Raw genomic sequence first — 17,856 nt, 5'->3', positions numbered from 1 at the left:
TCTTATCGGCAGTTGTCACTCGTCGCTTTATTCATCGATGCCGTAACATTTCGGAATGCTCCTACATTTATATTTTTTAGTTTTTGGCATGCTGCGCGCCTGCCAAAGGGAGCAATCGGCAATGAATATGCGATTAATTCAGGTGAAAGAAGCGGAGGCCTCTACCTCAAGGGTTTCAGGGCGTTGGGTCGAGCGCTGAATTATTAAACTGACATCAGGGATCCCCTTGCTACATATAGGGAGATCTCCTACGAGTGATAAACGCGCTTCGTCTTATTGTTTAATCGGGTGCTTGCTAGTGGCCATCATCGTGAGTACGATGCGCCCACTTTGAAAGAGCACGATCTCAATTGGATGAGACATTTCGCAGCTCTTTGATTCTGTCTCACGCCGTTGGAACTCCAATGAGCGTATGACCGTAATCCAAACTAAAGGCCATGGATGTCCTACTCAAGCAAACTTTCTGCTCATTACCTCGATCTCGCAAAAGCCTCTGTTTCCAAAGAGAATTTCGCGGGCGAGGATGTTCGCTTTTCGAGCGAATATGAGTCACTGGAAAGCGAGCTGGCCAAAGCCTCGTCCATGCACGAAAGCGGTCAGATCGACTGGCTGAAAATCCGTGAAAACAGCGAAAACCTGCTGCGCACCCAGTCCAAGGATTTGCGCGTCGGCGCCTGGCTGACCTGGGCCCTGTACCAGCGCGAATCCTTCCAAGGCCTGCTCGCCGGCCTCGGTTTGCTGCACTACCTGTGCGAAAGCCACTGGGCCGAAGTCCACCCGAACAAGGCGCGTACGCGCTCCGCTGCGATCAGTTGGCTGGTGCCGCGTCTTGAGCAGGTGCTGACCGAAAACGTCGCGATCAAAGAGCAGTTGCCGATGTTCCGCCGTCTGGTGGAACACCTGGAAGGCCTCGACGCTGCGTGCACCGAGCACCTGGGTGACGACGCGCCGTTGCTGCTGCCAATCTCCCGCCGCCTGAAAAACATGGTGCAACGCGCCGCCGACAACCAGCCGGAACCAGGCGTGGTCGGTGCGGCCGTGGCTCAGGTCAAACAAGTCGCGACGCAACTGCTGACGCCCGGCGCGCCGATCGACAACGAAAAAGAAGCCCACAAAGCCCTGCGCGCGCAGCAAGAAAGCTCCCGGCCATTGTGCGCCTGGTGGCTCAAGCAGAAAGCCACCGACCTGCGTGCCCTGCGCCTCAATCGCACGCTGTTGTGGTTGCCCATCGACGCTGTCCCCGAACGTAATGCCGAGCAGATCACCGTGCTGCGCGGCTTGCCGGCGGACAAGCTCAAGGCCTATCAGGACCGTTACGACCAAGGCAAATACGCTGACCTGTTGGTGGAACTGGAGGCGAGCCTGGCGAAGGCGCCGTTCTGGTTCGATGGCCAGCGAATGGTCTGGGAATGCCTCCAGGCACTCAACGCAGAAATGGCGATGCGCGAAGTGGAAATCCACTTCGCGCTTTTGGTTCAGCGCCTGCCCGGCATCGTCGAATTGCGCTTCCATGACGGCGCGCCGTTTGCCGATCCGGCCACCCGCGCCTGGATCAGCGCCAACGTCATGCCACACCTGCAAAGCGCCAGTGCGCCGCGCAAAGTCGAAGTCGCCGACACCCAGCCCGCCTGGGAACTGGCCCTCGAAGAGGTCCTGCCGATTCTGCGCAAGGACGGCCTCAAGGCCGCTGTGCAAATCCTCAAGCAGGGCCTGCAAAGCGCCAACGGCGGGCGCGTGCGGTTCTTCTGGCAGTTCGCCCTCGCGCGGCTGTGCTTCATGGCCAAGAAATACGAACTGGCCAAGACCCAACTCGAAACCCTCGACCAAACATTACAGGACTCAGGCCTGCACGCCTGGGAGCCCGATCTTGCGCTGGAAGTGCTGCATTTACTGCATAGCTGCTGCGAGTTGTTGCCGCAGAACCATGCCGTACGTGAACGCAAGGAAGAGATTTATCGCAGGCTGTGCCACCTCGATCTCGAAGTGGTACTCGAATAGGCCCCAGGGCCACAACCGCAAGGAGAAAAGCCATGGCCAAAGAAGGCTCGGTAGCCCCCAAGGAACGCATCAACGTCACGTTCAAACCTGCCACCGGTGGTGCCCAGGAAGAGATCGAACTGCCGTTGAAACTACTGGCAATCGGTGACTACACCCACCGCAAGGACGAACGCAAAGTCGAAGATCGCAAGCCGATCAGCATCGACAAGATGACCTTCGACGAGGTGCTGGCCAAGCAAGAGCTGCAGCTGACACTGAGCGTACCGAACCGTCTTCAGGAAGAAAGCGACACTGAAGAACTGGCCGTGAAACTGCGCGTCAACTCGATGAAGGACTTCAACCCGGCCAGCCTGGTCGAGCAAGTGCCTGAGCTGAAAAAACTGATGGAACTGCGCGACGCGCTGGTGGCCCTCAAAGGCCCGCTGGGTAACGCGCCTGCGTTCCGCAAAGCCATCGAAGGCGTTCTCGCCGACGACGAATCCCGCGGTCGCGTACTGGGTGAGCTGGGCCTGAACGCCGCAGCCCAGGACGCCTGAGTCTCCATCAGCCAAGGAAGCCAACATGAGCACGAGTGCAGCGCAGCAAAAGAGTAACGAGAACGGCGAATACAGCATTCTCGACAGCATCATCGCCGAAACCCGCCTGACGCCGGACGACGAAGCCTACGACATCGCCAAGCGCGGTGTGTCGGCCTTCATCGAAGAGCTGCTCAAGCCGCAGAACAACGGTGAGCCGGTCAAGAAAGCCATGGTTGACCGCATGATCGCCGAGATCGATGCCAAGCTCAGCCGTCAGATGGACGAGATCCTCCACCACCCGGACTTCCAGTCCCTGGAATCGTCGTGGCGTGGCCTGCAGTTGCTGGTCGACCGCACCAACTTCCGCGAAAACATCAAGATCGAAATCCTCAACGTCTCCAAAGAAGACCTGTTGGACGATTTCGAAGATTCGCCGGAAGTGATGCAGGCTGGCCTGTACAAGCACATCTACACCGCTGAATACGGCCAGTTCGGTGGTCAGCCGGTAGGCGCTATCATCGCTAACTACTTCATGTCCCCAAGCTCGCCGGACGTGAAACTGATGCAGTACGTGTCCAGCGTTGCGTGCATGTCCCACGCGCCGTTCATTGCCGCCGCCGGCCCGAAATTCTTCGGCCTGGAAAGCTTCACCGGCCTGCCGGACCTGAAGGATCTGAAAGATCACTTCGAAGGTCCGCAATTCGCCAAATGGCAGAGCTTCCGCCAGTCGGAAGACTCCCGTTACATTGGCCTGACCGTGCCGCGTTTCCTGCTGCGCAACCCGTACGACCCGGAAGAAAACCCGGTCAAATCGTTCGTGTACAAAGAAACCGTCGCCAACAGCCACGAGCACTACCTGTGGGGCAACACCGCCTACGCGTTCGGCACCAAGCTGACCGACAGCTTCGCCAAATTCCGCTGGTGCCCGAACATCATCGGCCCACAGAGCGGTGGCGCGGTTGAAGACCTGCCGTTGCACCACTTCGAAAGCATGGGCGAAATCGAAACCAAGATCCCTACCGAGGTATTGGTCAGCGACCGTCGTGAATACGAACTGGCCGAGGAAGGCTTCATCTCCCTGACCATGCGCAAAGGCTCCGACAACGCGGCGTTCTTCTCCGCAAGCTCGGTGCAGAAGCCGAAGTTCTTCGGCATCAGCGCAGAAGGCAAGGCGGCAGAGCTGAACTACAAGCTCGGCACCCAACTGCCGTACATGATGATCGTCAACCGCCTGGCTCACTACTTGAAAGTGCTGCAGCGCGAGCAACTCGGTTCGTGGAAAGAGCGCACCGACCTCGAGCTGGAACTGAACAAGTGGATCCGCCAGTACGTGGCCGACCAGGAAAACCCGAGCGCCGAAGTTCGTGGCCGTCGTCCACTGCGCGCTGCCCAGATCATCGTCAGCGATGTCGAAGGCGAGCCTGGTTGGTACCGCGTCAGCCTGAACGTGCGCCCGCACTTCAAGTACATGGGTGCCGATTTCACCCTGTCGCTGGTTGGCAAGCTGGACAAAGAGTAAGCGGAGCTAACTCATGACTGGATACGGCAGCCTTTTCGAACGCCTGGGTGGCGACGCGGACAAACGCGTCGGCTGGAGCCGCGAGGTCTCCGCCATGGCGTCCGTGGCTGCCCATCTGGCCAAGATGCTCAGCACCCGTGCGGGCAGCGTGCAAACGCTGTCCGATTACGGGCTACCCGATCTCAATGACATGCGCCTGAGCCTGCACGACTCCCTGAGTCAGGCCCGCCTGGCCATCGAAAGCTTCATCGAAGCCTACGAACCGCGCCTGAGCAACGTGCGTGTCATCTCCCTGCCGCGTGACAACGATCAGCTTCGCCTGTCCTTCAGCATCGAAGGCCTGCTGGAAGTTGATGGTTTCAAGCGCCAGGTCAGTTTCGCCGCGCGCCTGGATGGCAGCGGTCAAGTCAAGGTCACTTAAGGAGATTCGTATGTCCGGCAAACCAGCAGCACGCGTATCCGACCCCACCGCTTGCCCGCTCCCCGGCCACGGCACCAACCCGATCGCCGCCGGTTCCGGCGACGTCTTCTTCGACGGCCTCGCGGCCGCCCGCCAAGGCGATGCCTCGGCGTGTGGTGGTGCGATGTCGGGCGGGTTGGCGACGACGGTTTTGATTAACGGGAAACCGGCTGCGACGGTGGATTCCGTTGGGACGCATGGCAACAAGGTTACGGCCGGTTCCGGGACGGTGATTATCGGGAATTCGCATTCGCCGGTGCCGTTTGTTCCGCCGTTGCCTCTGAACATTTTTGGTTTCGACGTTCGGGTTCAACTGATGGATCAAGCATCTGGAGCGCCGCTCAAGAATGTCTCTTACATCGCCACGCTTGAAGATGGCACAGAGGTTCACGGTAAGACCGATGCAGCTGGATTTTCGAAAGCACTAGGCAAAAAAGCTCAATCACAAAACGTCCAGATTTCGGTGAAACCGAACTGGCTGCTAAAAGGGGAGTGAGATGCCGCAAGCCGTCCAGGTGGCAACTGTCGCCACCACACCTGCCGCCGACGTTTCACCAATTCAGGTTTACTTGACTGCGGATAACGACTTTCTCATCCCTCTGGTTTTCCCCCAATTCGAAATCCATGTACTGGATGACTATAAAGACACTTGGTTTGGTCAAAAAATCAAAATCGAGTTTCCAAAAGCACCTTTGCTTGGTCATGCAGGTGTTCTGCTAATTAACGGCAAAACGGGTGTGTCTAAATACTATGAGTACGGTCGATACAAAGGACCAGGTCCGGCTGGACGAGTACAAAAAGGCAGTATTCCTGACGTAAAAATAGTCGCCGGGCATATTACTGAATCGTCGTTGAAAAAGACGCTAAGGCAGATCTCCATAGGTCACGGCCAATCAGGGAATATTAAAGGCGTCGTGCTGAGAGGAGCCGTTTACGCAAACGCGTTGGCATGGTTAGACGGGAAGTTTGCTGAAAACAATGACAAGACGCGAAAGGCCTACGATTTAGGTAACCATAACTGCGTAACGTTCGCTGCGGACTTGGCAGAGAATGTGGGGTTTTCCCCTCCATTTCGTTCTCGTACAGTGGCTCCAACTCTATATATGACACAATTTCAATTGTCTGAAATAGACCTTGATTACAATTTTGCTGATGACAAATTGGAAATAGACGAATGAAGACTCTGAAAAGACTAGCCATCTCACTCGCTATTATCTTTGTTCTGCTCGTAGTGGCGGTGTTTGCTCTGCTGGAGCGTGATGACGGAAAGGGGCCTGCATTGAAAGATCATCCAAATGCTTTTTGGAGCGGCGCGGAAGACGGTGGCTCCTTCTTTGAAATTACAAAGTCGAGCCCCCCAAGCTACTACGTTGAAATACGCCATGAAAGCGGTGATATCTGGTCCAAAGGCTGGGTGACACATGTGAAGAAGGACGGGAGCCAGCTTTCTAACGAAGATTTTATGGGTTACGACGGAGGTGATGAAGTTTACTTGCAGGACGAAACTGCATTGAAGTTGAACCCGGCGTTGGTGAAGTAACATGACAGCATGCGCTTTCCTTAACCTTACGGAAAAGGGGACTGTCCCGAATGTTTACTCTGAAAACTTTGAGCTGGTGCTCGAGAAAAGAGCTATGAGCGGTCAAAGATTCGGGATCGGCGGTGCGACAGTCGCAAGTACAGTGCTCAAACCAGCCTCTAATGTAAGGCTCAAGACGTCGATTGACGCAGGCCTGTTTGCGAAATACAAAACATGGGAAGCGTGATTTTGAAAGCTCTCGTTGGTGCCGTTATTTACCTGCTTGTCGGCGTTTTGTATTTCTATGTGCACGATATTGGTGTTGTTTATTACAAGTCGCATGTGGGCTTTACAGACAGGGGGGCTGCAATAGGTGGCACCGCAGAGCTGACATTTTATTTTTTTATTTTTGCCAACCTTATAGTTTTCTTTATGCCAAAGGTCATGTTGAAGTTGCTGGTGATAGCAGTAATGCTGAGTGTTGTGTTGTTTTATTTCCTGCCAGACAACCCGGTGCGAGCATTTGCCTATGGTGGTCTCACTACCAGTATGAGCGTATTGGCGTTTGTGCTGCGTTTGACAATCGACCGATGGCTCTCTCGAAACTCTTACGGAAGAGTCACGAGATGACCCGCCTCTTGCGTCCCCATCCGTTCGCCCGGACTGTGTCGAAATGATCTGGTTACAGCGCTTCCTCATGGCAATGGGTGTGCTCGCCAGCGTGGTGTTGGTGGTGATCGTTTCCTACATGGACTTTTCGAAAGATGAGCCTCGCGTTTTGAGCGAGTACCCGAATGCGAAATGGCGTGGTGGTGCCGATGGTGGCCAGTTCGTAGAAATCAGCAAATCTGAACCACCCTATTATTTCGTGCAGGTCCGCAATGATGACGGGTCATTGTGGGATCAGGGTTGGCTGAAGTTCGGAGATGAAAACAGCCAGCCATTGACTGCCGACAGTGTGATGTTCTTCGCCGGCGAAGGCGTTATTTACCTTCAGCAAAGCCAGGTCCTGAGCGCCGATAAAGCCTTGGCTGGAGTTGCACATGAATAGCCGTCGCATCATCGGTCTGGCCGTGCATGAGCGCTAAAAGGGACTGTCCCCAGTTTTCTCGTTTTCACTCCCTCGGCTCGAACCCCAAGGATGGCTGTAAATGAACGGTGTTTATTTTTTTGTTTGCTCAGCATTTTGGTTGATGACATTCACCGAGCCCAAAAGCCAATGGCCGGTCAACGGCGGATTTTTTGGATTGGAAACAGAGGCGGATGCTCATGTTGGGTTGTTTGTTTTTTGCACCTTTCTTTTTGTTCCTCTGATGGTTGTCGCTTTCTGTTATTTCGTGAAATCGATCGTGATGTCTGCCAAATCCAAAAGCTTACGTGTCGGAATTCCTTCCTTGATGGCCTCGATGTTTGGGGTGGCTGCGCTTTATCGATTCAATCAATGGGTGTTCCGTGAGGTTTTCTAATGGTACGGACCCTATGGAGGAAGGGCAGGGCATTGCGATGCCTGATCGCAATGCTGAGTTCCGTCCAATGATCAGGTCGGACATCGAGCGTAATCCACAGGACAGTTTTTTCATGAGATCCACCACCAGGAAGGTACCCCGTGTCCTTTAACCACTACTACCAAAGCGAACTCACCGCACTTCGCCAGTTAGGTCGTCGATTCGCCGAGCGTAGCCCGGCGTTGGCGCCTTTCCTTGGGCAGGCCGGCCGAGATCCAGACGTGGAGCGGTTGCTGGAGGGTTTCGCGTTCCTGACCGGCCGCCTGCGCCAGAAGCTCGACGACGAACTGCCGGAGCTCAGCCATTCCCTGATGCACCTGCTGTGGCCCAACTACATGCGGCCGCTGCCGGCGTTCAGCATTTTGCAGTTCGATCCGTTGAAGCGTTCGGGGCCTGCGTTGAGGGTCGAGCGCGACACGCCGATCGAGAGCGTGCCAATCGATGACGTGCGCTGCCGCTTCCGCACCTGCTACCCAACCGAGGTGTTGCCGCTGGATCTGGCCGCGCTGAATTACTCGGTGAAGGGCGACGGTTCTCTGTTGAGCCTGCGTCTGGAGATGAGTGCTGACGGTCACCTCGGTGAGTTGGAACTGAGCCGCCTGCGTCTGCACTTCGCCGGTGAGCGCTACATCAGCCAGATGCTGTACCTGAGCCTGCTGCGCAATCTGGAAGGCATCGAGCTGATCCCGCTGGACGGCGCCGGCAAGCCCATCAACGGTGTCAACGGCACGCCGATGGCGTTCAAGATGCCCGGCGACCGTGTGCAGCCGGTGGGTTTTGCCGAAGAAGAAGCGTTGATCCCGTATCCGCTGAACACCTTCCGTGGCTACCGCTACTTGCAGGAATACTTCGCCTTCCAGGACAAATTCCTCTTCGTTGATATCAACGGTCTGGACCTGCTCAAAGCCCTGCCGGAAGACACGCTCAAGCAGATGCGCGGCCTCGAATTGCGCTTCGACATTCGCAAGAGCGGCATCATGCGCATGCGTCCGACGCTGGATAACGTGAAGCTCTATTGCACGCCCATCGTCAACCTGTTCAAGCACGACGCCTTGCCGATCCGCCTCGACGGCAAGCAGGACGAATACCTGCTGCTGCCCGCCGAATTCGATCTGCAAAATTGCGGCGTGTTCTCGGTGGAAACCGTGACCGGCTGGAAGCCCGGCGGCCTCGGTTATCAGGAGTACGTGCCGTTCGAATCCTTCGAGCACGACCCGAGTTTCGACGTGCCCAACAGCCGTCCCCATTACAGCATTCGCCAGCGTTCCTCCTTGCTGCACGACGGCCTCGACACCTACCTGAGCTTCGGCATCCGCCACACCGAAGCCCATGAAACCCTGTCGATCGAGCTGATGTGCACCAACCAGAACCTGCCGCGCAAGCTCAAGCTCGGCGACATCTGCATGGCCTGTGAAGAGACGCCGGAGTTTTTGAGCTTCCGCAACATCACCCCGGCCACGTCGAGTTTCGCGCCGCCGCTGAACCGCGACTTCCTCTGGAAGTTGATCAGCAACATGTCGCTTAACTATTTGTCCCTGGCCGACGTCAATGCGTTGAAGGTGATTCTCGAAACTTACGATTTGCCGCGCTACTACGACCAACACGCGGAAAAAGTCAGCAAGCGCCTGCTCGGCGGGCTCAAGTCGATCAAGCACCACCACGTCGACCGGTTGCACCGAGGGTTGCCGGTTCGCGGGTTGCGCACCGAGCTGACCATCGACCCGGAAGGGTATATCGGTGAGGGCGACTTGTTCGTTTTCGCTTCGGTTCTCAACGAGTTTTTCGCGCTTTACGCCAGTCTCAATTCGTACCACGAGCTGCGGGTAAAAAGCACACAGGGAGAGGTGTACCAATGGACACCACGTATGGGCCTGCAGCCGCTTCTTTAAGCGGACTGACCCGAGGAATACGCGAGTACTCGCTGTTTCAGGCCGTGCTGCTGGTGATTGACCGGCTGCGCGAGGCCCACCCGCACCTGAGCGAAGACGACCTGTACGACCAGCTGGAGTTCCAGGCCAACCCGAGCCTGGGTTTCCCTGGCAGCGACGTTGATCGCGTGGAGTTTTTCAATGAGCACGGGCACATGCGTGCGCGCCTGCGGTTCAACCTGATCGGCCTGGTCGGTTCCGGTTCGCCGCTGCCGGCGTTCTACGGCGAACAGGCGCTGGGCGACAGCGAAGACGGCAACCCGACCCGCAATTTTCTCGACCTGTTTCACCATCGCCTGCAACGGCTGATGCTGCCGATCTGGCGCAAATACCGCTACCGCGCAAGCTTCCAGAGCGGCGCGCTCGACCCGTTCTCGGCGCAGCTGTTTGCCTTGATCGGCCTTGGCGGCGAAGAGATCCGCAAGGCCCAGGAACTGAACTGGAAACGTCTGCTGCCGTACCTCGGTTTGCTCAGCTTGCGGGCGCACTCGGCGGCGCTGATCGAAGCGGTGCTGCGTTACTACTTCAAGCACGCCGAGCTGACCATCGAGCAATGCATCGAGCGCCGCGTGGAAATTCTCGACGAGCAGCGCAACCGTCTGGGTCGCGCCAACAGCCTGCTCGGCGAAGACCTGGTGCTGGGCGAACACGTGCGCGACCGCAGCGGCAAATTCCGCATTCACATCCGCGAACTCGACTGGCAACGCTTTCACGAGTTCCTGCCAATCGGTTTCGGCTACCAGCCGTTGTGCGCGCTGGTGCGGTTCACCCTGCGTGACCCGCTCGACTACGACATTCGCCTGGTGTTGCGCCAGGAAGAAATCCGCGAACTGCGCATCGGTGAGCAGAACGCCTGTCGCCTGGGATGGACCAGTTGGCTGGGCCGCGAAAAAGCGGACGGCGTGGTGACCCTGGGCAGCAAAATTCATTAAGGACAGATGACCAATGATCAACGTAGACCTGCAACAACTTATCCAGGCGCTGGACGCCGAAACCCGTCGTGATCTGGAAAGTTCTGCCGAGCGTTGCGTCGCCCGTGGCGGCAGCAAGATCCTCGTCGAAGACTTGCTGCTGGGCCTGCTGGAGCGCCCGCAAGGCCTGCTCGCACGTGCGCTGCAAGACGCCGAAGTGGATGCCGGCGAGCTGAGCGCCGCGTTGCAATCGCGGGTCGAGCACAGCGCCTCGCGCAACCCGGTGTTCGCCCCGGAACTGGTGCAGTGGCTGCAAGACGCGTTGCTGGTGGCCAACCTTGAACTGGGCCAGAGCCAGGTCGAGCAAGCCGCGTTGATCCTCGCACTGCTGCGCAACCCGATGCGCTACGCCGGCAGCCGCTACCAGTCGTTGCTGGCCAAGCTGAACATTGAGCGCCTGAAAGAATTCGCCCTGTCGCAGAAAGAGCAACCGGCCACCGGCAAGCCTGCCGTGCCGGGTGAATCACTGCTGCAGCGCTTCACCCACAACCTGACCCAACAGGCCCGCGACGGCAAACTCGACCCGGTGCTGTGCCGCGATGGCGCGATCCGGCAGATGGTCGACATTCTCGCCCGTCGCCGCAAAAACAACCCGATTGTGGTTGGCGAAGCTGGTGTTGGTAAAACCGCCATCGTCGAAGGTCTGGCTTCGCGCATTGCCGCCGGTGAAGTGCCACAAGTGTTGAAAGGCGTGGAGCTGCTGTCGCTGGACATGGGCCTGTTGCAGGCCGGCGCCAGCGTCAAAGGTGAGTTCGAGCGTCGCCTCAAAGGCGTGATCGACGAAGTCAAAGCCTCGCCGAAACCGATCATCCTGTTCATCGACGAAGCCCACACGTTGATCGGCGCGGGCGGCAATGCCGGTGGTTCCGATGCGGCCAACTTGCTCAAACCAGCCTTGGCCCGTGGCGAGTTGCGCACCATCGCCGCCACCACGTGGGCGGAGTACAAGAAGTACTTCGAAAAAGACCCGGCGCTGGCCCGTCGTTTCCAACCGGTGCAACTGCACGAACCGACCGTGAGCGAAGCGGTGACCATCCTCCGTGGTTTGGCGCAGGTCTACGAGAAGAGCCACGGCATCTACCTGCGCGATGACGCGGTGGTGGCGGCGGCTGAGTTGTCCGCGCGCTATCTGGCGGGCCGTCAGCTGCCGGACAAAGCCGTCGATGTGCTCGACACCGCCTGCGCCCGCGTGCGCATCAGCCTCGCCGCCGCCCCTGAAAGCCTTGAGCGCCTGCGTGGCGAACTGGCTGAAGGTGGCCGTCAGCGTCAGGCGCTGCGTCGTGATGCTGAAGCCGGTTTGTTGATTGATCACGAAGCGCTCGACGCGCTGGAAGATCGTCTGGCCGCCGCCGAAGACGAAATGGTCGCGCTGGAAACGCTGTGGACCGAGCAGAAAGAGCTGGCCGAGCGCCTGTTGGATCTGCGTCAGCAACTGGCCAAGGCTCGCGAAGCGGCTGCCGTCGAACCGACCGTCACGGTTGAGGAAGACGCCGAAGGCACCGTGATCGAAACCCTCGAAACAGTGAATGACGTCGCGTCCCTCGAAACCGCGCTCAACGAAACTCACAAAGCCCTGACCGATGCTCAGGTCAAAGAACGCCTGGTGAGCTTCGAAGTCTGCCCGCGTCTGGTCGCCGAAGTCATCAGCGCCTGGACCGGCGTGCCGCTGGCGCAACTGGCCCGCGAACACAACGCCAAGGTCGCCAGTTTTGCCACCGATTTGCGCACGCGCATCCGTGGTCAGGAACAAGCCGTTCACGCACTGGACCGCTCGATGCGCGCCACTGCTGCCGGCCTGAACAAACCGGACGCACCGGTGGGCGTGTTCCTGCTGGTCGGCCCGAGCGGCGTCGGCAAGACCGAAACCGCGCTGGCCCTCGCCGATTTGCTGTACGGCGGTGATCGTTTCATCACCACCATCAACATGTCCGAGTTCCAGGAGAAGCACACGGTCTCGCGCTTGATCGGTGCGCCGCCGGGCTACGTCGGTTACGGCGAGGGCGGCATGCTCACCGAAGCCGTGCGGCAGAAGCCGTACTCCGTTGTGCTGCTCGATGAAGTCGAAAAGGCTGACCCGGACGTGCTCAACCTGTTCTACCAAATCTTCGACAAAGGCGTGGCCAACGACGGCGAAGGGCGTGAGATCGATTTCCGTAACACGCTGATCCTGATGACTTCGAACTTGGGCAGCGACCGCATCAGCGACCTTTGCGAAAACGGTGCACGGCCAACTGCCGAAGTGCTCGAAGAAACCATCCGGCCGGTGCTCAGCAAACACTTCAAACCGGCGCTGCTGGCGCGGATGCGCGTGGTGCCTTACTACCCGGTCGGCGGCCCGGTACTGCGCGAGCTGATCGAAATCAAACTCGGTCGTCTGGGCGAACGCCTGAACCGTCGTCAGCTGGATTTCAGCTACTCGCAAGACCTCGTCGATCACCTGGCCGAGCGCTGCACCCAAAGCGACAGCGGCGCGCGTCTGATCGACCACTTGCTGGACCTGCACGTACTGCCGCTGGTGGCTGATCGCTTGCTCGACGCGATGGCAACCGGTGAAAGCCTCAAGCGCGTCCACGCGACGCTCGACGGCGGCGCCAGCGTGACCTGCGAGTTCGCCTGAGGTGGGTGTGATGTTCACTCAAGTGCCGCAGCCGCTGGTGTATGCCGAAGCGTTGCTGGCGCAGTTCGCCAGCCTGTCGCGCGCGGCGGATGGCGCTGCGCTGCTGGGTGACTTCGTGCGCGGCGTGGCGGAACTCAGCGGTTGCGAGCTGACGCAGCTGTACCTGCTGGACGCGACCCACACGTGCCTGGGGATGAACGCCGAGTGCCTCAACGGCATTCTGCAGCCGCGCGAATCGGCGAGCCTGCCGGCGGATTACAACGGTGAACAACTGCTGCAATTCGCCCTGTGCCAGAACCGTGTGGTGAGCCTCGGCGAACTGAGCGGCAGCCTGCACGAAACCAGCTTCCTGCCGCCGCAAGCCACGCCGTGGCAGTCGCTGCTGTGCGTGCCGCTGGTCAATCAGCAGAAGGCGGTCGAAGGTTTGCTGCTGTGCGCCAGCCGCCGACACATGGACCTGCAAGGCTTTGCCGATTCCCTCGGGCAACTGGGGTCGTTTGTGCTCGGCCAACTGCATCTGCTGCAACGTCTGCGTCAGCCGGTCGGTGATGCACGGCCATTGAAGGCCAGCGTCCCGAGTGCCAGTGGTTACGGCTTGATCGGCAAGAGCAAGGCCATGCGCGAAACCTATTCGCTGATCAGCAAAGTCCTGCACAGCCCGTACACCGTGCTGCTGCGAGGCGAGACCGGCACCGGCAAGGAAGTGGTCGCACGCGCCATTCACGACTGCGGCCCGCGCCGTTCCCAGGCGTTCATCGTGCAGAACTGCGCGGCGTTCCCCGAGAACCTGCTGGAAAGCGAACTGTTCGGCTACCGCAAAGGCGCCTTCACCGGCGCGGATCGCGACCGTGCCGGGCTGTTCGACGCGGCCAATGGCGGCACCTTGTTACTCGATGAAATCGGCGACATGCCGTTGTCGCTGCAAGCCAAGTTGCTGCGCGTGTTGCAGGAAGGCGAGATTCGTCCGCTGGGCTCCAACGACACCCACAAAATCGATGTACGCATCATCGCCGCGACGCACCGGGATTTGTCGGTGCTGGTGAGCGAAGGCAAATTCCGCGAGGACTTGTACTACCGCCTCGCGCAATTCCCGATCGAGTTGCCGGCCCTGCGTCAGCGCGAAGGCGACATCCTCGACCTGGCCCGGCACTTCGCCGACAAGGCCTGCTCGTTCTTGCAACGCGATGCGGTGCGTTGGTCCGATGCGGCGCTGGATCACCTGTCCGGTTATGCGTTCCCCGGCAACGTGCGCGAACTCAAAGGCCTGGTCGAGCGTGCGGTGTTGCTGTGCGAGGGCGGCGAGTTGCTGGCCGAGCATTTCTCCCTGCGCATGGAAGCCGTGCCGGAAGACAACAGCCTGAACCTGCGTGAACGCCTGGAGCAGGTCGAACGCAGCCTGCTGCTCGATTGTCTGCGCAAAAACGACGGCAACCAGACCCTCGCGGCCCGCGAACTCGGGCTGCCGCGTCGCACGCTGCTGTACCGCCTCGGGCGCCTGAACATCAATCTCGGTGACTTCGATGGCTAGGCAAATGACCGTCGATTTCACCTCATTCGCTTCTGATAGCGCCGCCCGAACGGGCCGGCGCTTTGTGCTTTGTCTACCCCTGGAGACCCTCTGATGTCTGTTCGTCACTGGCAAGCCGTCCTGCTGACCCTCGTCGTTCTATGCGGCCTTGGCGGCTGCAGCGGCAATTACAAATTCAACGACAACACCTATCGCCCATTGGGTGATCCGCAGGCGGTCAATCGCGGCAAGTGACCGCAAGGAGTATCACCATGGAATTGGTTTTCGAAATGCTGAACACCAAGCAGTTCGTGCCCACGGAGCTGTGCCAGAAGACCTTCAAGCAGGCCGGCGGCGTGATTGGCCGGGGCGAGGATTGCGACTGGATCATCCCGGACCGCAAGCGTCACCTGTCCAATCACCATGTGGACATCAGCTTTCGCGAAGGGACGTTTTTCCTGACCGACACCAGCAGCAACGGTGTCCAGGATGGCGGGAGCGGCGCACGCCTGCGCAAGGGCGAACCGATGCGCATCGAGCATGGCAGCACCTACGTGCTGGGTGATTTCGAGATCCGTGCGCGGCTGGTGCGCGACCCGGCGACCTTCGACGTCGAAGTCGGTCGCCCACAAGCAGCGGGCAGCATCATCCCGGATGACGCGTTCCTTGACCTCGATCCGCTGAACGCCCTTGATCAACAAGAGCGCGTGTACTCGGAAATCGAAGAGTTGATCACCCCGAGCACCACGATCGAGGACACCCGTCAGCGCGCCGATTATGCGCGCATCGACATGGAAAGCCTGATGGTGCCGGAGTTGATCAACGCCCCCGCCGAACCTGCGCCAAGCCCTGTCGCAAAAGCGCCTGAGCGCCAGAGCGAAGGTTTCTGGGAGCACTTCGGTGCGGCGCTGGGCGTGGACCTCAAAGGCCTCGACCACGACGCCCGCGAAGCCCTGGCGCTGAACGCTGCACGCCTGCTCAAGCAAAGCGTCGGCGGTTTGCAGCAGAGCCTGCGCACCCGCAGCGAACTGAAAAACGAACTGCGTCTGGCCCAGACCACCGTGCAAGGCACGAACAAGAACCCGCTGAAATTCGCCGTCGATGCCGGTGAGGCGCTGGGCATTCTGTTGCAGCCGAACAAGCCGGGCCAATTGCCGGCCGAGCAGTCGATCTCCCGTGCGTTCCGCGATTTGCAGGCGCATCAGGTGGCCTTGCTGACCGCCAGCCGCGCCGCCGTTCGCGGCACCCTGGAACACTTCTCGCCGCAGCAACTGACCCTGCGTTTCGAGCGCGACAACAAGCCGTTGCTGGCCACGTCTGGCAGCCGCTGGAGGGCGTACGGTCGTTATCACCAGGCCTTGCGTCAGGACGATGACTGGAGTGAGCGCCTGCTGGCCCGCGACTTCGCTCAGGCCTACGAAGAACAGATCCGCCTGATTTCCACCCTTCACACCGACCACCAAGGATGATGCGCATGTCTCGCTGCTCGACCGCTTTTTTCAAGATGCTGACTGCGTTCGCGGTGCTGGTGCTGCTGGCCGGTTGTTCGTCGCTGTCGCCGTATTCCAAAGTGACCAAGGTCAACCTGAAGCTCACCGGCAGCGATCAGCTGAACCCGGACCTCAACGGGCGCCCGTCGCCGGTTGTCGTGCGTCTGTTCGAGCTCAAGCACCCGGTGACGTTCGAGAATGCCGACTTCTTCAGCCTGTACGAGCGCGCCAAGGAATCCCTGGCCCCGGACCTGGTGGCCAGCGAAGAACTCGAACTGCGCCCGGGCGAAACCATTGAGCTGAAACTCAGTGTGGAGGAGGGCAGCCGTTACGTCGGGATCCTCGCGGCCTACCGCGACCTGCCGGAAACCAAATGGCGCTACACGGTGCAAGTCACCCCGCTGGAAGTCACCGAGGCTGACCTGACCCTCGACCAGGCCGGTATTCGCAACAGCAACGAAAAGCTCGCCAAGGCGGATGACTGATCATGAATTCCCATAAAGTCATTTGGCAGGAAGGCATGCTGCTGCGTCCGCAGCACTTCCAGCACAACGATCGCTACTACGACCACCAGATGAAAACCCGCACGCAGTTGTTGGGCAGTTACACCTGGGGTTTCCTCAATCTCGACATCGATTTGCAGTTCCTCAACATGGGCAAACTGGTGATCAGCCAGGCCTCGGGGATTCTGCCGGATGGCAGCCTGTTCGAACTCGGCGGCAACACCGAGCCGCTGGCGCTGGACGTGCCGCCGAACACCGGCAACACGCCGATTTACCTGGCGCTGCCGCTGGTCACCGGTAACCACATCGAGTCGCGCCGCCCGGAGCAATCCGACGTGCTGGCGCGCTACACCGCGTACGAAGCGGAAGTGGCCGACTCCAACGCCGGCGACGACTCCGCCAGCCAGGTCAGCTGCGGTCGCCCGGACTTCAAACTGTTGCTCGGCGAGCAGCAGAGCGATCAGGCCTACGTGAAGCTGAAGATCTGCGACGTGCTCGACACCACGCCCGACGGCGTGATCAGCCTCGATCCGGATTTCGTGCCGACCTACATTCAGGCGCATTCCTCCAGCTATTTGCTGTCGTGCCTGAAAGAAGTGATCAGCATGCTCGGTCACCGGGGCGACACCATCGCCGAGCGCATCCGCTCCAACGGCAAGGTCGGTGGCGCGGAAGTCGGCGACTTCATGATGCTGCAACTGATCAACCGCACCGAGCTGCTGCTGCGTCACTACCTCGGTCTGGAACAGGTTCACCCGGAAGAGTTGTACCGCACGCTGCTGACCATGCTCGGTGATCTGGCGACCTTCTCCAGCGACAGCAAACGCCCGCGTCTGGACAGCCGTTACCAGCACAGCGATCAGGGCGCGAGCTTTCGCAAACTGATGGAAGCGATTCGTCAGGTGCTGTCGATGGTGCTCGAACAGCACGCCATCGAACTGGTCCTGCAAGCACGTCAGTACGGGATCATCGTCTCGCCGTTGCACGACCACAAACTGCTGGGCTCGGCGTCGTTCGTGCTCGCGGCCAGTGCCAACTGCGATTCCGAAGAACTGCGCCACCGCTTGCCGGCGCACCTCAAGGTCGGCCCGGTGGAACGCATCCGCCAACTGGTCAACCTGCACCTGCCGGGCATCAAGGTCAAACCGTTGCCGGTGGCCCCACGGCAGATCGCGTTCCACTCCAACAAAACCTATTTCATCCTCGAACTCAGTTCCGAAGACCTGGCACAACTGGAGCGCTCCGGCGGCTTCGCGTTCCACGTGTCCGGCGAATTCGCCGAGCTTGAATTGAAATTCTGGGCCATCAGGAACTGACCGAC

At 59.3% G+C, this 17,856-nt stretch carries 18 protein-coding genes; all 18 read left to right on the top strand.

The window, feature by feature from the left end:
* Positions 1–441 precede the first annotated feature (441 nt).
* The 18 genes from tssA to tssK all read left to right on the top strand — a co-directional run bounded on the left by tssA (position 442) and on the right by tssK (position 17,851).
* Positions 442–1,998, top strand: coding sequence for a type VI secretion system protein TssA (gene tssA, locus KGB25_RS01895; protein ID WP_223434106.1), 1,557 nt, complete (start codon positions 442–444; stop codon positions 1,996–1,998).
* Between the two features lie 32 nt (positions 1,999–2,030).
* The gene (tssB, locus tag KGB25_RS01890; RefSeq protein WP_223415127.1) at positions 2,031–2,534 is read left to right on the top strand and encodes a type VI secretion system contractile sheath small subunit; all 504 of its coding nucleotides are present in this window, start codon (positions 2,031–2,033) and stop codon (positions 2,532–2,534) included.
* A 25-nt stretch (positions 2,535–2,559) separates the two neighbouring features.
* Complete coding sequence (tssC, locus tag KGB25_RS01885; RefSeq protein ID WP_008030678.1) at positions 2,560–4,035, top strand: type VI secretion system contractile sheath large subunit; 1,476 nt, start codon at positions 2,560–2,562, stop codon at positions 4,033–4,035.
* A 13-nt stretch (positions 4,036–4,048) separates the two neighbouring features.
* Entirely contained in the window at positions 4,049–4,456 is a 408-nt protein-coding gene (gene tssE / locus KGB25_RS01880; RefSeq protein WP_008038101.1) for a type VI secretion system baseplate subunit TssE, read from the top strand.
* Between the two features lie 10 nt (positions 4,457–4,466).
* Complete coding sequence (locus KGB25_RS01875) at positions 4,467–4,991, top strand: PAAR domain-containing protein (RefSeq protein WP_223434105.1); 525 nt, start codon at positions 4,467–4,469, stop codon at positions 4,989–4,991.
* Between the two features lies 1 nt (position 4,992).
* Entirely contained in the window at positions 4,993–5,673 is a 681-nt protein-coding gene (locus tag KGB25_RS01870; protein WP_223434104.1) for a DUF6695 family protein, read from the top strand.
* The gene (locus KGB25_RS01865; protein ID WP_223434103.1) at positions 5,670–6,035 is read left to right on the top strand and encodes a hypothetical protein; all 366 of its coding nucleotides are present in this window, start codon (positions 5,670–5,672) and stop codon (positions 6,033–6,035) included. Before KGB25_RS01870 ends, KGB25_RS01865 begins: the two co-directional genes overlap by 4 nt.
* 213 nt (positions 6,036–6,248) lie before the next feature.
* Entirely contained in the window at positions 6,249–6,644 is a 396-nt protein-coding gene (locus KGB25_RS01860; RefSeq protein ID WP_223434102.1) for a hypothetical protein, read from the top strand.
* A 43-nt stretch (positions 6,645–6,687) separates the two neighbouring features.
* Positions 6,688–7,065 carry a hypothetical protein gene (locus KGB25_RS01855; RefSeq protein WP_223434101.1) on the top strand — a complete coding sequence of 126 codons (378 nt, stop codon included), beginning with the start codon at positions 6,688–6,690 and terminating at the stop codon, positions 7,063–7,065.
* A 100-nt stretch (positions 7,066–7,165) separates the two neighbouring features.
* Positions 7,166–7,480 (top strand): hypothetical protein, encoded by a 315-nt coding sequence (locus tag KGB25_RS01850; RefSeq protein WP_223434100.1) that lies wholly within the window; start codon positions 7,166–7,168, stop codon positions 7,478–7,480.
* 140 nt (positions 7,481–7,620) lie between these two features.
* Positions 7,621–9,408: a type VI secretion system baseplate subunit TssF gene (gene tssF / locus KGB25_RS01845; protein WP_008030663.1), complete on the top strand. Its 1,788-nt coding sequence runs from the start codon at positions 7,621–7,623 to the stop codon at positions 9,406–9,408.
* Positions 9,372–10,379 carry a type VI secretion system baseplate subunit TssG gene (gene tssG, locus KGB25_RS01840; protein WP_223434099.1) on the top strand — a complete coding sequence of 336 codons (1,008 nt, stop codon included), beginning with the start codon at positions 9,372–9,374 and terminating at the stop codon, positions 10,377–10,379. The genes tssF and tssG overlap by 37 nt, the downstream gene beginning before the upstream one ends.
* 13 nt (positions 10,380–10,392) lie before the next feature.
* On the top strand, positions 10,393–13,035 hold the full coding sequence (gene tssH, locus KGB25_RS01835) for a type VI secretion system ATPase TssH (protein ID WP_223434098.1): 2,643 nt from the start codon (positions 10,393–10,395) through the stop codon (positions 13,033–13,035).
* A gap of 10 nt (positions 13,036–13,045) precedes the next feature.
* Positions 13,046–14,563 (top strand): sigma-54 interaction domain-containing protein, encoded by a 1,518-nt coding sequence (locus KGB25_RS01830; protein ID WP_192420516.1) that lies wholly within the window; start codon positions 13,046–13,048, stop codon positions 14,561–14,563.
* Positions 14,564–14,656: 93 nt separating this feature from the next.
* Positions 14,657–14,797, top strand: coding sequence for a hypothetical protein (locus KGB25_RS01825; RefSeq protein ID WP_008030659.1), 141 nt, complete (start codon positions 14,657–14,659; stop codon positions 14,795–14,797).
* 17 nt (positions 14,798–14,814) lie between these two features.
* Positions 14,815–16,011: a type VI secretion system-associated FHA domain protein TagH gene (gene tagH, locus KGB25_RS01820; protein WP_008030658.1), complete on the top strand. Its 1,197-nt coding sequence runs from the start codon at positions 14,815–14,817 to the stop codon at positions 16,009–16,011.
* A gap of 5 nt (positions 16,012–16,016) precedes the next feature.
* Positions 16,017–16,517, top strand: coding sequence for a type VI secretion system lipoprotein TssJ (tssJ, locus tag KGB25_RS01815; protein ID WP_008030657.1), 501 nt, complete (start codon positions 16,017–16,019; stop codon positions 16,515–16,517).
* A 2-nt stretch (positions 16,518–16,519) separates the two neighbouring features.
* On the top strand, positions 16,520–17,851 hold the full coding sequence (gene tssK / locus KGB25_RS01810; protein ID WP_008030656.1) for a type VI secretion system baseplate subunit TssK: 1,332 nt from the start codon (positions 16,520–16,522) through the stop codon (positions 17,849–17,851).
* The last annotated feature ends 5 nt before the right edge of the window (positions 17,852–17,856 follow it).

It is taken from the genome of Pseudomonas sp. BF-RE-21, from assembly GCF_019947305.1.
Taxonomy (GTDB): domain Bacteria; phylum Pseudomonadota; class Gammaproteobacteria; order Pseudomonadales; family Pseudomonadaceae; genus Aquipseudomonas; species Aquipseudomonas migulae.
The sequence above is the reverse complement of the archived record's forward strand: the minus strand, read 5'-3'. Positions and strand labels throughout refer to the sequence as shown.

What these genes read in the sequence shown, in the direction of transcription:
- tssE (WP_008038101.1), top strand. Translation starts at nt 4,049, where the DNA reads ATGACTGGATACGGCAGCCTTTTCGAACGCCTGGGTGGCGACGCGGAC.
- tagH (WP_008030658.1), top strand. Translation starts at nt 14,815, where the DNA reads ATGGAATTGGTTTTCGAAATGCTGAACACCAAGCAGTTCGTGCCCACG.
- tssG (WP_223434099.1), top strand. Translation starts at nt 9,372, where the DNA reads ATGGACACCACGTATGGGCCTGCAGCCGCTTCTTTAAGCGGACTGACC.
- tssK (WP_008030656.1), top strand. Translation starts at nt 16,520, where the DNA reads ATGAATTCCCATAAAGTCATTTGGCAGGAAGGCATGCTGCTGCGTCCG.
- KGB25_RS01875 (WP_223434105.1), top strand. Translation starts at nt 4,467, where the DNA reads ATGTCCGGCAAACCAGCAGCACGCGTATCCGACCCCACCGCTTGCCCG.
- KGB25_RS01860 (WP_223434102.1), top strand. Translation starts at nt 6,249, where the DNA reads ATGGGAAGCGTGATTTTGAAAGCTCTCGTTGGTGCCGTTATTTACCTG.
- tssC (WP_008030678.1), top strand. Translation starts at nt 2,560, where the DNA reads ATGAGCACGAGTGCAGCGCAGCAAAAGAGTAACGAGAACGGCGAATAC.
- KGB25_RS01865 (WP_223434103.1), top strand. Translation starts at nt 5,670, where the DNA reads ATGAAGACTCTGAAAAGACTAGCCATCTCACTCGCTATTATCTTTGTT.
- KGB25_RS01870 (WP_223434104.1), top strand. Translation starts at nt 4,993, where the DNA reads ATGCCGCAAGCCGTCCAGGTGGCAACTGTCGCCACCACACCTGCCGCC.
- KGB25_RS01830 (WP_192420516.1), top strand. Translation starts at nt 13,046, where the DNA reads ATGTTCACTCAAGTGCCGCAGCCGCTGGTGTATGCCGAAGCGTTGCTG.
- KGB25_RS01855 (WP_223434101.1), top strand. Translation starts at nt 6,688, where the DNA reads ATGATCTGGTTACAGCGCTTCCTCATGGCAATGGGTGTGCTCGCCAGC.
- tssB (WP_223415127.1), top strand. Translation starts at nt 2,031, where the DNA reads ATGGCCAAAGAAGGCTCGGTAGCCCCCAAGGAACGCATCAACGTCACG.
- tssA (WP_223434106.1), top strand. Translation starts at nt 442, where the DNA reads ATGTCCTACTCAAGCAAACTTTCTGCTCATTACCTCGATCTCGCAAAA.
- KGB25_RS01850 (WP_223434100.1), top strand. Translation starts at nt 7,166, where the DNA reads ATGAACGGTGTTTATTTTTTTGTTTGCTCAGCATTTTGGTTGATGACA.
- tssH (WP_223434098.1), top strand. Translation starts at nt 10,393, where the DNA reads ATGATCAACGTAGACCTGCAACAACTTATCCAGGCGCTGGACGCCGAA.
- tssJ (WP_008030657.1), top strand. Translation starts at nt 16,017, where the DNA reads ATGTCTCGCTGCTCGACCGCTTTTTTCAAGATGCTGACTGCGTTCGCG.
- KGB25_RS01825 (WP_008030659.1), top strand. Translation starts at nt 14,657, where the DNA reads ATGTCTGTTCGTCACTGGCAAGCCGTCCTGCTGACCCTCGTCGTTCTA.